11 protein-coding genes are annotated in these 13,716 nt (G+C 65.4%); 5 read left to right on the top strand and 6 right to left on the bottom strand.

Going from position 1 to position 13,716, the window contains the following annotated elements; translation table 11 throughout:
- Positions 1–32 precede the first annotated feature (32 nt).
- The gene (locus N2L00_RS12945; protein WP_255862597.1) at positions 33–1,088 is read left to right on the top strand and encodes a polyprenyl synthetase family protein; all 1,056 of its coding nucleotides are present in this window, start codon (positions 33–35) and stop codon (positions 1,086–1,088) included.
- Between the two features lie 68 nt (positions 1,089–1,156).
- On the opposite strand, the gene N2L00_RS12940 is transcribed toward N2L00_RS12945, so the two are convergent.
- The 4 genes from N2L00_RS12940 to N2L00_RS12925 form a co-directional block, all read right to left on the bottom strand.
- Positions 1,157–1,669: an HIT family protein gene (locus N2L00_RS12940; RefSeq protein ID WP_260554344.1), complete on the bottom strand. Its 513-nt coding sequence runs from the start codon at positions 1,667–1,669 to the stop codon at positions 1,157–1,159.
- The gene (locus tag N2L00_RS12935) at positions 1,653–2,081 is read right to left on the bottom strand and encodes a hypothetical protein (protein WP_255862598.1); all 429 of its coding nucleotides are present in this window, start codon (positions 2,079–2,081) and stop codon (positions 1,653–1,655) included. The genes N2L00_RS12940 and N2L00_RS12935 overlap by 17 nt, the downstream gene beginning before the upstream one ends.
- A 117-nt stretch (positions 2,082–2,198) precedes the next feature.
- On the bottom strand, positions 2,199–2,828 hold the full coding sequence (locus tag N2L00_RS12930) for a putative glycolipid-binding domain-containing protein (protein ID WP_255764966.1): 630 nt from the start codon (positions 2,826–2,828) through the stop codon (positions 2,199–2,201).
- Positions 2,829–2,837: 9 nt separating this feature from the next.
- The gene (locus tag N2L00_RS12925) at positions 2,838–4,247 is read right to left on the bottom strand and encodes a PucR family transcriptional regulator (protein WP_255862599.1); all 1,410 of its coding nucleotides are present in this window, start codon (positions 4,245–4,247) and stop codon (positions 2,838–2,840) included.
- Positions 4,248–4,393: 146 nt separating this feature from the next.
- On the opposite strand from N2L00_RS12925, the gene N2L00_RS12920 reads away from it, so the two are divergent.
- Complete coding sequence (locus N2L00_RS12920) at positions 4,394–5,824, top strand: gamma-aminobutyraldehyde dehydrogenase (RefSeq protein WP_255862600.1); 1,431 nt, start codon at positions 4,394–4,396, stop codon at positions 5,822–5,824.
- Positions 5,825–5,874: 50 nt separating this feature from the next.
- A complete protein-coding gene (gene gabT / locus N2L00_RS12915) occupies positions 5,875–7,230 on the top strand; it encodes a 4-aminobutyrate--2-oxoglutarate transaminase (RefSeq protein WP_255862601.1) in 1,356 nt (451 codons plus the stop codon).
- Between the two features lie 31 nt (positions 7,231–7,261).
- On the opposite strand, the gene N2L00_RS12910 is transcribed toward gabT, so the two are convergent.
- A complete protein-coding gene (locus N2L00_RS12910) occupies positions 7,262–9,094 on the bottom strand; it encodes an HNH endonuclease signature motif containing protein (RefSeq protein ID WP_255862602.1) in 1,833 nt (610 codons plus the stop codon).
- Positions 9,095–9,437: 343 nt separating this feature from the next.
- Positions 9,438–10,547, bottom strand: coding sequence for an EamA family transporter RarD (gene rarD, locus N2L00_RS12905; protein WP_255862603.1), 1,110 nt, complete (start codon positions 10,545–10,547; stop codon positions 9,438–9,440).
- 153 nt (positions 10,548–10,700) lie between these two features.
- Between rarD and N2L00_RS12900 the strand changes: the two genes are divergently transcribed.
- Both N2L00_RS12900 and N2L00_RS12895 read left to right on the top strand, forming a co-directional pair.
- A complete protein-coding gene (locus tag N2L00_RS12900; protein WP_229950156.1) occupies positions 10,701–12,122 on the top strand; it encodes an FAD-dependent oxidoreductase in 1,422 nt (473 codons plus the stop codon).
- 163 nt (positions 12,123–12,285) lie between these two features.
- Positions 12,286–13,650, top strand: coding sequence for a GAF domain-containing protein (locus tag N2L00_RS12895; protein WP_255862604.1), 1,365 nt, complete (start codon positions 12,286–12,288; stop codon positions 13,648–13,650).
- The last annotated feature ends 66 nt before the right edge of the window (positions 13,651–13,716 follow it).

Here is a 13,716-nt window from a genome sequence, read left to right as displayed (position 1 = left end):
CACCCGTTCCGACAAATAGTGAGTCTTGAACAGTGACTGAATCCACCAACACCAGCCCGGAAACCGTGCCGGCCACTTCCGCACTGCCGCCGGGCTTCGCCCTGCTGGCTGAGGACCCGAGGCTTGGCCCGTCAATGGCCGCATCCCTGGAGCAGGTGGAACTGCGGCTGCGCGAAGCTGTAGCCAACTCCGATCCCTTCGCCGACGTCACCTCCCGGCACCTTGTGGAGGCCGGCGGCAAGCGGATCCGCCCGCTCCTGACCCTTCTGGCTTCCCATCTCGGTGCCGAGGATGCGCCGGAAAAGGTTATCCAGTCGGCCGTGGTCGTCGAGCTGACGCATCTTGCCACGCTCTACCACGACGACGTGATGGACGAGGCACCGTACCGGCGCGGAGCCCCGACTGCGCATGAACTCTGGGGCAACTCGGTTGCCGTGCTCACCGGCGACCTCATCTTCGCGCGGGCTTCCAGCCTGGTCTCCGCCCTGGGCGGCCCGGCGCTGGCTATCCAGGCACACACGTTCGAGCGGCTGTGCCTGGGCCAGCTGCATGAAACCGTCGGCCCTGCCGAAGGCCAGGATCCGCTCGAACACTACCTGTCCGTCATCGCGGACAAGACCGGATCCCTGATTGCCGCCTCCGGCCAGTTCGGTGCATTGTTCTCCGGTGCGGGCCAGGAAACCATCGACATCATGGTTGAGTACGGCGAGAAGGTGGGCATCGCCTTCCAACTGGCCGACGACGTCATTGACGTTACGGGCAAGCAGGCGAAGTCCGGGAAGACGCCGGGCACCGACCTGCGCGAAGGCGTTCCGACCTTGCCCGTGCTGCTGCTCCGACGTGCCGCAGCCGGCGGGGATGCCGACGCTGCAGCCGTGCTCGAACTGGTGGAAAAGGACTTGAGCTCGGACGAGGCGCTGGCCGAAGCCGTAGCTGCCCTGCGCAGCAGCCCGGTCACCGAACAGTCCTGGGAAGTTGCACGCAGCTGGTCCGAAGACGCCGTAGCTGCCCTCGCACCGCTGCCCGACTCCGTCGTGAAGGAAGCCCTGGCCGCCTTTGCGCGAGCAGTGGTCAACCGCGAGGTCTAGGTTCTGCTGCCGGGCCGGCTGATTCCCGAAATTCCTCGCACGGCTGCGGTTTCCTGCTGGAACTGCGGCTACAGGACCGCGCGCAGCTCGGCGGCCTTGCGGGCCCGGACAGCCGGCGGCACGATGGGCCGCTTGGGTGTGAAGTAGAGCCCGTCGTCCGTCCAGCGGGGGAGCACATGCTGGTGGTAGTGCCAGACGTGCTGGCTCCCTGCGGGCTCGTTGTGCTGCCGGGTGGTGACGCCGTCGGGGTGCCAGGCCTTCTTGATGGCCACCGCCATATCCCGGGTCACGAGCATGATCCGCGCGGCGACGTCGTCGGGCAGCTCATAGAGCAGTTCGTAGTGCCGGCGCGGCGTGACGAGGACGTGGCCCGGCTCAGGATCAAACCCGTGTGAAGCAATGAACGCAAGCACCAGCTCATCGGAGTAGATCAGGTCCCCGGGCTCACAGAGGTTTCCGGGATACCGGAATTCGCCCGAGGCCATGTCGCAGAACGGGCACTCATACCCGTCCGGCGCGTGGCTTTTCCAAGCTGTTTCGGGGAAAACGTCCTTCATCGACGACTCAGTCCTCGTCTTCATCCTCTTCGAAGACCCACTCGAACATGTCCAGGACATACTCGCTCAGGGTGCCTTCTTCGCTCTGCCAGTCACCGCGCGCGTTGTTGCGGCGCCACACGATGGGGTCGGGAACGTCCAGCTGGTCGGCACGGATGCCCCAGACGAACTTCTCGTCCTCATCTTCGAGGAAGAGCAGGTAGCCGTCTTCGATCTCCAGCTCGTCCGGATCCCAGAAGAAGTGGAAGGCCTCCATCAGGTCTTCGCATCCGCCGAGGGCGAGGTAGAACTCACGCAGTACCAGCGGGATGTTGAAATCGTGGGCAGCCAGCATCGCGTCGAGCTCCCCTTCGGGGATGCCGTCCTCTTCCCTCCAGTTGTCCTCAAGGTACTTGGGGACCAAGGCGCGGAACCGATCCAGGAAAATTTCACTCATGTGGTCTCCAAGCGTGCGTTGAGTGGATGTATTCCAATCCTAGCCGGGACACGGAGCGGGTCCGGACGTGGGGAACCTTTGCGGAGCCTGGGAGCTTAGGACCTGGGGCCGTGTGCCCTAGGGCAGGCGTGTGGCCAGTCCGGGATAGTCGATGACCATGCCGTCGGCGTCCACGGTGAGTTCGGCGGTGAACCCGCGGTTGGCCGAGCTGTAGAGGACGACGGCGTGGCCCGCGTCAGGGGAGTAGGCCCGCACCTGTGAATACACCTGCTTGCCGGGCAGGACCCGCAGGCTGGGCATTTCCACCCAGGCCATTGTCAGCTGTGTCTCGTCCGGGGGAGCGGAATCGTTCAGTAGGTCCAGCCGCAGGATCGGCATGGTGTTAGTCAGCGGGCACAGCCCGAGGTCACAGTCCTGAGCTTCGTCGAGGCTGCGCGGGTCGGCGATCCCGGGGGCGGGCAGGTCCGTGAGTCCGGACGTGGTTGTCTCCGCGCTCCATCTGCCCTCGGTGCTGCGTTCGAGCTCCAGGCTCCGGGACCAGCCCTTTCCCGTCACCTCTACCGTCAGCCGCCGGGTGACCCACCCCGGGATGGTGGAGAGTGTCCAGGATGCCCGGTATTCGGCGGTGACAGAGGTGCCGGCTGCGGCTAGCTCCCGGTCCCGGAAGGAGACCACTACCGTGTCCGTACGCTCCGGATCGTCCTGTCCCTGCCAGCGGACGGTCCGGGCCTGCGCGGTTGTAGTCATCCCTACAGGTTAACTGCCCAAGCGGCGGACGTTCAGCGCAAGGTACAGGTGTACCCGGTCTGCGGTCACTGCCGGGTCGTATCCGGTCAGCTCGGCAATCTGTGCCAAGCGGTAGCGGACAGTGTTGCGGTGCAGGCCCAGATCCGCGGCGACGGCGGCCACGGATCCGTTCAGGAGCAGGTAGGTGTCCAGGGTGGGAATCAGTTGCGCGCCGTGCCTGTTGTCGAAGGCGACCAGAGGGTCCAGGGCTTCGGCTGCCAGATCCGATAGCGGAACATCGCGGCTGGCCATCAGCAGGGAAGTGAGGTTCAAACGGTCGGGTTCGTTCACAGCTGCACCGTTGCGGAGTGCCTCCCGTGCCTCGTAGTAACTCCAGCGCAGCCCTGCTGTTTCGGTGTACGAGCCGCCGATCCCCACCTTTGCCGTCAACCCGGCTCCAAAGAGATACACACTCAACTCAGCGGCCAGCCCGTTCGCGTCGGCAGCGGGAACCACCAAAGCCAGCCGGTTTTCATGAAGGGCAGTGGGCGCGCCGTTGAACCCCGTCGGCAGCGGGAGAGCAGGCAGGGTGCGGATCTGGCCGGACGCTACTTCCACCAGAAGCACGGCTTGCCGCAGGTCCGTGGCGATACCCGCAGCCTGCAGCCTCACAGCAGCGTCCTGGCCTGCGAGCCGGCCATCCACCACGTCTCCCAGGAGCTGGCCGGTGACGGCCCTGCTGCTGGCCCGCCTGGCGGCCTGGTTGTTCAACTCCACGCCGATCAGGCTCTGCGCGTAGGCAATGATGTCCGGTTGTACAGACGGTTCGGCAATGGCCAAGGTGCAGCGGTCCCGCATTCCGGTGGGGACGGGGATCCGCCGCCAGGAAGGATCGGGGTCGGAGGTCGCGAAGACCGGTGCGCCGTATTGGAAGAGGGCGACGTCGGCCTCCACCAGTCGGGAGAGTTGTGCCAGCAGCCGTGGCAGTCCCTTGCCGCTGAGCAGCGCCTCTGCCAGCACCTGATGGCCGGAAAGCAATTGGTGCAGCTGCGCGACGTGCTGGGCAGAGAGGGAATCCGCAACCAGCTTTCCCAGAGCCATGAACGGTGTGCCGTAGGGGACCTCGAATACGGGCATGCCGAGTCGGTCCGCCTCGGCGAGCAGGGGAGCCGGCACCGAGGCGTGGCTGAGGCCGGTGCCGAAACCGATTCCCAGCGCTCCGGCCCGCTCCACGCTTTGCACAAAACGTTGCTGGGCCGCGCTGCTGCCGTGCCGCAGACCCGTAGTCAGAACCACCTCTCCGCCGCCGAGGAACGGAGACGGATCCTCCAGTTCGGTCACAGCAACCCACTGAATAGGCCGTGGAGACAGGGGCGCAGACCCGTGGCGCGTCAGTTCCAGCCCGCCCGCCGCCAGCAGGTCCGAGAGTGTGATCGACATTGCACCACTATAGACCGCGGACTTTTATGCGATCGCACTGCATCTGCCCCAAATGGCTGTGCAGGCGGCCGTATGTGTGACCTGCGCTTCACAGTAGGTTTGGGGTAATCGAATACGCACCCGCCCGCCCCGAAAGGACGTCCGGCATGGCTGAGACACTGCAGAACTTCATTAACGGCGAGTTTGTCCCGTCCCGCGGAACCGAGGTGCTGGATGTCGTGAATCCCACCAACGGCGAAGTGGTTGCCGTGTCGCCCATATCCGTGCAGGCGGACGTCGACGCAGCAATGGACGCAGCCGCGGCGGCGTTCCGTACGTGGAAGCGCACCACTCCCAGCGAACGCCAGCGCATGCTGCTTCGTCTGGCGGATGCTTTTGAGGCCCATTCCGACGAATTGGTGGAAGCACAGCACCGCAATACGGGTCAGGTTCGCTCATTGATTGCCGCAGAAGAAGTGGCCGTCGGGGCGGATCAGCTCCGCTTCTTTGCCGGCGCGGCCCGGCTTCTGGAGGGAAAATCCGCCGGCGAGTACATGGAAGGCTTTACCTCCTTCATCCGCCGCGAGCCGATCGGCGTCGTCGCCCAAGTGGCTCCGTGGAACTACCCGTTGCTGATGGCGGTCTGGAAGATCGGTCCGGCGCTTGCCGCGGGAAACACGGTGGTGCTCAAGCCCTCCGACACCACCCCCGAATCCACCTTGGTTCTGGCCCGGCTTGCGGCGGACATCTTCCCTGCCGGCGTGTTCAACGTAGTGCTGGGCACGGGTGCTACCGGTGAGCTGATGGTTGAACACCCCGTGCCCGGCCTGGTTTCCATCACGGGGTCCGTGCGGGCAGGCATCGCCGTGGCCTCCGGTGCGGCGAAGACCCTCAAGCGGGCCCACCTGGAACTGGGAGGCAAGGCACCCGCAGTCGTATTTGCAGACGCAGACCTGGACCGGACCGCCACGGCCATTGCCGAATTCGCGTTCTTTAATGCCGGCCAGGACTGCACTGCCATCACCCGCGTCCTGGTGGAGGATTCCGTGCACGATGCACTGGTGGACAAGCTGGTCGCTGCTGCCAGGGAGTTGAAGACCGGCAGCGACAACGACGAGGAAAACTACTTCGGTCCGCTGAACAACATCAACCACTTCAACGCCGTGAATGCCGTGATCGAAGCTCTGCCCGCGCATTGCCGTGTGGAGACCGGCGGACGGAGGGCAGGGTCCAAGGGTTTCTTCTTCGAACCCACCGTCATCACCGGTGCCCGCCAAGACGACGACGTGGTGCAGAAGGAAACCTTCGGCCCGGTCATCACCGTGCAGAAGTTCGACAACGAGGAGCAGGCCGTGGAAATGGCCAACGACGTCGAATACGCCCTTGCCTCCAGCGTCTGGACCACGAACCACGGCCGGGCCATGCGCCTGTCGCGGGATCTGGATTTCGGAGCCGTCTGGATCAACACGCACATCATGCTCACCGCCGAGATGCCGCACGGAGGCTTCAAGAGTTCCGGTTACGGCAAGGACCTCTCCATGTACGGCGTGGAGGACTACACCCGCATCAAGCACGTGATGAGCGCGCTGGACGCCTAGCCCGGCATCCGAACCCTGTTCCTCACGCAGTACTTCCGAAAGGCAATCCCATGAGCATCTCCGTCACCACTCCGAGTTACCGCATCGAACAGCGACGCCGGATTACCGGCACTTTCCCGGGCCCGAAGTCTGCGGCGCTGGAGGCGCGGCGTGCTGCAGTTGTTGCGAAGGGCGTTGCCTCGAGCATTCCCGTGTATGCCGCTGACGCCGACGGCGGCATCATCGTGGACGTGGACGGCAATGCCTTCACTGACCTGGGCTCGGGCATCGCCGTGACCAGCGTGGGTGCCTCCGATCCAGCCGTTGTCGCCGCCGTGCAGGAACAAGTGGAGCACTTCACGCACACGTGCTTCATGGTGACGCCCTACGAGGGGTATGTGGCCGTTGCCGAACGTCTTGCTGCCGTGACTCCGGGGGACTTCGAAAAACGGACCGTGCTGTTCAACTCCGGTGCCGAAGCGGTGGAGAACGCCGTGAAGATTGCCCGCTCGGCTACCGGGCGCGACGCAGTGGTCGCTTTCGACCACGCGTACCACGGCCGCACCAACCTCACCATGGGGTTGACGGCCAAGGCCATGCCTTACAAGACAGGGTTCGGACCGTTCGCTCCGGAGATCTACCGGATGCCCATGAGTTATCCGTTCCGTGAAGAGAACCCGGACCTGACCGGCGCGGAGGCTGCGGACCGGGCCATCCTGGCCATCGAGAAGCAGATCGGTGCGGACCAGCTTGCCGCGCTCCTCATTGAACCGATTCAGGGTGAGGGGGGATTCATTGTTCCGGCGGAGGGCTTCCTGCCGCGGCTCGCGGAGTGGGCGCAGGCCAACGGCGTGGTCTTCATCGCGGACGAGGTGCAGTCCGGTTTCTGCCGTACGGGTGAATGGTTTGCGGTACAGCACGAAGGAGTGGTTCCGGACCTGATCACCATGGCCAAGGGGATTGCCGGAGGGCTGCCGCTTTCGGCCGTCACGGGACGCGCGGAATTGCTCGACGCTGTCCACCCCGGTGGTCTGGGAGGTACATATGGCGGCAACCCCGTGGCCTGCGCAGCTGCGCTGGCGGCGATGGACACCATGGTTTCGCAGGACCTGGCCGGTCGGGCACGGCACATCGAGGAGCTCGTCCTGCCCAGGCTGGAGGCACTTGCGGTGGAAGGCGGCGTCGTCGGCGATGTCCGCGGACGCGGTGCCATGCTCGCGATGGAATTCGTTCGCCCCGGATCTAAGACGCCCGACGCCGAGGCGGCGAAGGCTATCGCGGCAGCCTGCCTGCAGGAGGGTGTCATTGTGCTGACCTGCGGAACCTACGGGAACGTTATTCGGCTGCTGCCGCCGCTGACCATTGACGATGAGCTCCTGCTTGATGCACTTGAGGTTCTGGAGGCCGCCGTCAGCGCCCGGAGCTGATGCCGTCACGGAAGGTCCTTGCGGTGAGGCGTCAGGTTCCGTTTGGAGTTCCGCCGGAGGCTGGGAAACCAGGGTGGAAGTAGGTGTTCCGCAGCGGTCTGCGCTCCGGATCCACGTAAGCCGGCGGCCGGAACCAGGGAATGCCTGCCTGCATTGATACGTGCCAGTTGCCCTGATGGATCAAGTGGTGGTGGAAGGAACACAGCAGCACCCCGTTTCCGATGCTGGTGTCTCCGCCCCGCTCCCAGAAAGTGACATGGTGCGCTTCGGTCCAAGGTCCCGGAACTGTACATCCGGGGAAAGCGCAGCCTCGGTCGCGGGCGTGGAGGGCCTTCCTCAGGTGGGGAGGGAAGAGTCTTGCCGCCCGGCCCAGGTCCAGCACCTGTCCCTTGGATCCCAGGACTACCGGAATCAGGTCCGCGTCGCAGGCTATGCGCCGGACAGTCCGGGTGTCGATTGGTCCGGAGAAGGCAGCGATGCCAGGCGACGGAGAACGCGATGTTTCGGTGTTCCTGTTATCCGGACCATTGGCGGAATGCGGTTCGTCTGGGCGATCCCCGCGGATCGTGCGGTTCCTCGCGTCCGGCTCGCCAGTTGCGTTCGTCAGCCCCAGCAAGAGGGCGTCATGACTGATAGTGACCATAACTTGGGGACGCAGCCCTCCGGAAGCGGGCAGCCCTCCGGAAGCGGGCAGGCCCCCGGAAGCCAGGGCGGCGCGGACAGCGGCGAGCAGCCCCTCCAAGAGCAGTTGCGGGCGGGTGGGCCTGGGCAGCCGGTCAAGGATATGGGGGTGCGGAGGTGAATCCTGTCCCGCTGTTGCCGGTGTAAAAGCTCCCTCAGCGGGAATGTGCCGCTCGGGCTGAGTGCTGCCGGGTGTGGTCGCGCGGTCCGGATTGGTCGCAGGGCGGGGTTCTGTCGCGCAGCCCGGTGATGTCGTGCAGCCCGGTTCGGTCGCACTGCCGGCTGATGTCGCGCAGCCTGGCTCGGTCGGACCGCCGGGTTCTGTCGCGCAGCCTGGCTCGCTTGCACTGCCGGGTTCTGTCATGTGGTCTGGTTCCGGTGTGCCGCGGTTGGTACCGTACTGGCCGTTCACTCGCGGGTTGGAGGCGCTGTTCATCAGGGTGGTGAGCGCCTCGTGCTGTTCGTCGGTGCAGTAAATGTGGAGATGGTTCAGTCCATTTCGGCGTCGTCCCGGGAAGATCCCTTGGAAACGGAGGAGCTCTTCCTCGCTGGGTGGCCGTTCCTGGTCCAGCAAGGCGCTCCAGTGTTTCGCCGTACGGACGAGAAAATCATGGTCCTGATGGGAGCCGATATCAGTGAGCTGCTTTTCCATGGCGTCGAGAGCCTGTGGTTCCATCCGCGGAAGCGCTTCTTCCAATGCATGTGCAATCACATCCGCATCAGCTGCAGCGAGAGCGGCATCAGCACATGCATCAGCTAACAGCGGATACGCGGGTGGGCGTCTCCCGCCTGTGACAGTGGTTGTGGGAAGGACAGTTGAACCGAGTGCCAGCCGGCGGCGAGCTTCGGCGCGTGAGATCCGAAGGCGGGCTCGCATGAAGTCCGGAGTGCTCCGGAACTCCCGCAGGCCGCCCTCGCCAAACGTCTGAGCGGGTCTCTGCCGATCGATGGCCGCGGCTGCGACCAGCTTCAGGTAGTCCGTAACGCGTGAAATACCCTCAATGGCCGCAGCGAAATCCACCGCGTCCTGAAAACCCAGAAGATCCCAGGCCTCAGTCGCGTCTCCACAGAGGTCACGGGCTTCCGCGACGAGCGATTCCGCACGCTGCATCAGGCTCACACCTGATGTAGCGACGGACAATTCCGCCGGTAGCTGCAACTCGCTCAAAGTTTCCGAAGCCATCCAACAAGCCTGCCGGAGTGGAGCGACTGATGGTCCGGTGGGGCCCGCGTTGGGGACAACAATCAAGACGCGCTGTCCAGGGCCCAGGCGGGGGAGGACTAGTCGGCAGACCGCCGTAACCTCGCCAGTCCGCCTCTAACAACGCAGCCACCCGGATAACCACACAGTCCGCCCCTAACCACACAGTCCGCCCCTAACCACACAGTCCGCCCCTAACCACACAGTCCGCCCCTAACCACACAGTCCGCCCCTAACCACACAGGCCGCCGGAGCAGGCCCGATCGGGGTGGTTCGGGACGGCCGGGTGGGCGTGGTTAGGACATCTGCTTCGCTGAACTAACCCCTAGACAGCCGCCGCAGCACGCAGCCGCCGGTTGCGGCGGGGTCCGCCGATCATGTCGACCGTCAGCATCACCAGCGCAAGCCAGACGAGGCCGAAGCCCGCCCAGCGCTCGGGCGGCATCGCTTCCTTGAACACGGTCAGCGCCAGGATGAATTGCAGGGTAGGCGCCAGATACTGCAGCAGTCCCACAGTGGACAGCGGCAGGCGGCGTGCAGCCGCCCCGAAGAAGATCAGCGGCACGGCAGTGATGATGCCGGACGCGACCAGAAGCCAGAGATGCCCGGCCCCGTTGGTAGTCAGCGTGGCCGCTCCGGTCACCGAAAGCCAGATCATCACGCCGACTGCAATAGGTGTGAGCACAGCCGTTTCAATCGTCAGGCTGGAAACTGCGTCAACACGCGAGCCGATGCCCTTCTTGACCAAGCCGTAGAACCCGAAGCTGAAGGCCAGGGCCAAAGCCACCCAAGGCACGGTTCCGTACGCAAAGGCCAGGACCAGAACGGCAATGAAGCCCACTGCCATGGCGGCCCACTGGAGCGGACGCAGTTTTTCCTTGAGCACCAGCACGCCGAGCAGGACCGACACGATCGGATTAATGAAGTAGCCCAATGCTGCTTCCACTGCGTGTTCGTTCAACACGGCCCAGGAATACGTCAGCCAGTTCACGGCGATCAACAGGGCAGCGCCCGCCAGGGTTCCTACTGTGCGGGGGTTCCGTCCGGCGGCAAGCATCGGCTTCCAAGCCCGCATGACGGTGAGCAGGATCGCGCAGAACACCAGTGACCAGACAACGCGGTTGGCAACGATTTCCACCGCACCGGCCGGCTTGAGGACCATGAAATAGAGCGGAAGCAGACCCCAGAGCCCGTACGCACCAATTCCGAAGAGGATGCCGGGAAGGTTCTCGCGTCCCGTCCCGGCAGGCCCGGACGACGACGGCCCGGACGACGACGGAGCAGCGGACTGGTCCGGCGCACCTGGCGCCCCGGACGAACCGGCGGTCGCACCGGCGGACGGGCCCCCGGACAGACGGGAGGACGCGCCGGCGCCCTCGCCGGGCATGGCGGTACGGACGCCGCGGCGGGCGGGGACAGGCTTTGAGAAAGGCACGCAGGGCTTAACGCGCCTGCACCCGTGCGTATTCCCAAGGCGTCCCGCACCCGTTTTTTCGAGCCGTTTAGACGGTGGCGAACCCGGCATTTAGAATAAATAACTGTGTGTTAATTGCGCACCCAGAAGCTCAGAAGAGAAGAAGGACTATCAGTGACTAACCCTGCCGCGGACAGCGCCCAGCGTCCTTTGAGGGTCGCCATTATCGGCGCAGGCCCCGCCGGTGTTTACGCCGCCGACATCCTTACCAAAGCCGATCGGGACTTCGAGGTCAGCATTGACCTCTTCGACCAGTACCCCGCGCCCTACGGGCTCATCCGCTACGGTGTGGCTCCCGACCATCCCCGGATCAAGGGCATCGTCAACGCCCTGCATAAGGTGCTGGACCGCGGGGACATCCGATTCCTGGGCAACGTCAACTACGGCCGCGACCTGACGCTGGCAGACTTCCGGCACTTCTATGACGCCATCATCTTTGCCACGGGCGCCATCAAGGACGCCCCGTTGAACGTGCCCGGCGTCGATCTGGAAGGCTCCTTCGGCGGTGCGGAATTCGTGTCCTGGTATGACGGGCATCCGGACGTGCCGCGCGAATGGCCGCTGGACGCCAAGGAAGTGGCAGTGATCGGCAACGGCAACGTGGCCCTCGACGTCGCCCGCATCCTTTCCAAGCACGCCGATGACCTGCTCACCACGGAAATCCCGACCAACGTCTACGAGGGCCTGAAGAAGTCCCCGGTCACCGATGTGCACATCTTCGGCCGCCGCGGACCGGCGCAGGTGAAGTTCACGCCGCTGGAACTGCGTGAACTCTCGCATTCGCGCGACGTCGATATCGTCCTCTACCCCGAGGACTTCGAATTCGACGAAGGCTCCGACGAGCAGATCCGCACCAACAACCAGACCAAGACCATGGTCAACACCCTCACCAACTGGCTGGTGGAGGAGCAGGACACCGGAGCTTCCCGCCGCCTGCACCTGCACTTCCTGCACAGCCCCGTGGAGATCTATGACGATCCCGCTGATCCGGGCAAGGTCGCCGGCATGAAGTTCGAGCGTACCGAGCTGGACGGCACCGGGAACGTCCGCGGCACCGGCGAGATTGTCGATTACCCGGTCCAGGCCGTTTACCGGGCCATCGGGTACTTCGGCTCCGAGCTGCCCGAAGTGGGCTACGACGAGCAGCGCGGCGTGATCCCCAACGAGGGCGGCCGCGTCATCAACGAAGACGGCGCTCCGGTGCCGGGCATCTACACCACCGGTTGGATCAAGCGCGGCCCCGTGGGCCTGATCGGCCACACCAAGGGCGACGCGCTGGAAACCATCGGCTTCCTGCTCGAGGACCGGCTGAACCTGCCGGCCGCCACGCATCCGGACCCGTCGTCGATCATTGAGCTGCTGGAAGAGCGCGGCGTCAAGTACACCACCTGGGAAGGCTGGCTGAAACTGGATGCCTATGAGCGCAGCCTCGGCGCCTCCTACATCCACCCCGACCCGCTGACCGGCGAACTCGTCCGTGAGCGTGTCAAGGTGGTCGACCGCGAGGAAATGACCCGCATCTCCCGCGGCGAGTAGTCGTAAGCAGCACCCTGCAGTTCCTCTGGCCTCCGCCGGTCCGCGCATGGGAGCATATCCAGCAAGGTGTGTTCCCTAACCGGACAACGTCCATTCCGAGACGTTGTCCGTTTATCAGCGTGGATAGGCGGGGGCCGTGCGCATTGCGGCGCGAAATGAAGGTTTGGCCCAGAACGGGCAGTCCGGTGTCCTGCCGCGGATACCGGCGGACGCGCTGCTTCGCAACGCCCTCCGGGCCCACGAGTCGCTCGGTGCCGGCAGCGGCTGGCTGGACCGGCTTAGGCCTTCCATCCGGGAGTCCTGGCAGCGTTCGCTGCAGCACCACTCGGACCCGGACGTTTCGCGTCCCGAGTTGGTGTTCGACGACGCCGCCCTGGACCGTTACCGTGCCGCGCATCCGCTCGCTGCAGTGATGCCGGTAATCCGACGCCTGCTCGTGGAGCCCGGAGAGGACTCCGGGCTGTTGGTGGCCGTCGGCGACGAACTGGGCCGCCTGCTGTGGGTCGACGGCAATGCTGCCCTGCGCCGCCGCGCGGAAGGCATGCTGTTTCTGCCCGGCGCGGATTGGTCCGAACGAACGGTCGGCACCAGTGCGCCCGGAACCGCCCTCGCCACAGGGGCCGACGTGCAGATTGCCGGACCGGAGCATTTCAGCCGGCTTGTGCACTCCTGGAGCTGCACCGCCGTGCCCGTGCATGACCCGGACACCGGTTCCGTGCTGGGCGTCGTGGACGTCACCGGCGGCCCCGAAGCCGTCGCTCCGCATACGCTCGCCCTTGTCCGGGCAGCTGTCGCAGCCGCCGAAGCCCGGCTCCAGGTCCAGCGGCTGCAGGCCCGCCGGGATACCCGTAACGGATCATCCACCGCCTCCGGAGCTCCGCTGCGCCGTCGTACCCGCCGGAAGCCCCCGCAGCCTGTCCCCGACTCCACGGAAAGCCTGGAGCTGCTCGGCCGGGACCGGGCCGTCCTGCATATCAATGGCAGGTCGGTGGAACTCAGTTCCCGCCACGGCGAACTGCTGGCCGTGCTGGCGCTGCACCCGGGCGGGCTGACGGCAGAGGAACTCGCCTCCCTTGCCTACCCCGATGGCGGGCAGGCAGGCACGGTGCGCGCCGAGATGCTGCGGCTGCGCAACCTCATGGAAGGCGTGGCCGCCGGAACCGAGCCGCTGGTGCCGCGCTCCCGCCCCTACCGCCTGGCCCGTCCGCTCGAAGTGGACGCCGCACAGGTCCTGCGGTTCCTGGAACACGGCGCCTACCGGTTGGCCCTGCGGAGGTACGGCGGACCGGTGCTGCCGCGTTCGGAGGCGCCCGCCGTCATCCGGCTGCGGACCGAGGTCTCTGCCGTACTGCGCCAGGCCATGCTGTCCGACGCCGGTGCAGACACCCTGCTCCAGTACCTGCACCTGCCGGAGGCAGAGCACGACGCCGAGGCCTGGCAGCTTGCCCTGCGTGTGCTTCCGCCGCGCTCGCCCCGCAGGGCCGCCGTCATCGCCGCCCTGGAACGGATCGAACGGGACCTGGCCTGAAGGCACAAACCTTTCGTTGCAACCTGCTTGCAACGTTGCGCTCCGTAGCCTCGGGGATGTCCGCAA

Source organism: Arthrobacter sp. zg-Y1171, assembly GCF_025244845.1.
Classification (GTDB): domain Bacteria; phylum Actinomycetota; class Actinomycetes; order Actinomycetales; family Micrococcaceae; genus Arthrobacter_B.
Note: the sequence above shows the minus strand (reverse complement) of the source record. Positions and strands in the feature narration are given on the sequence as shown.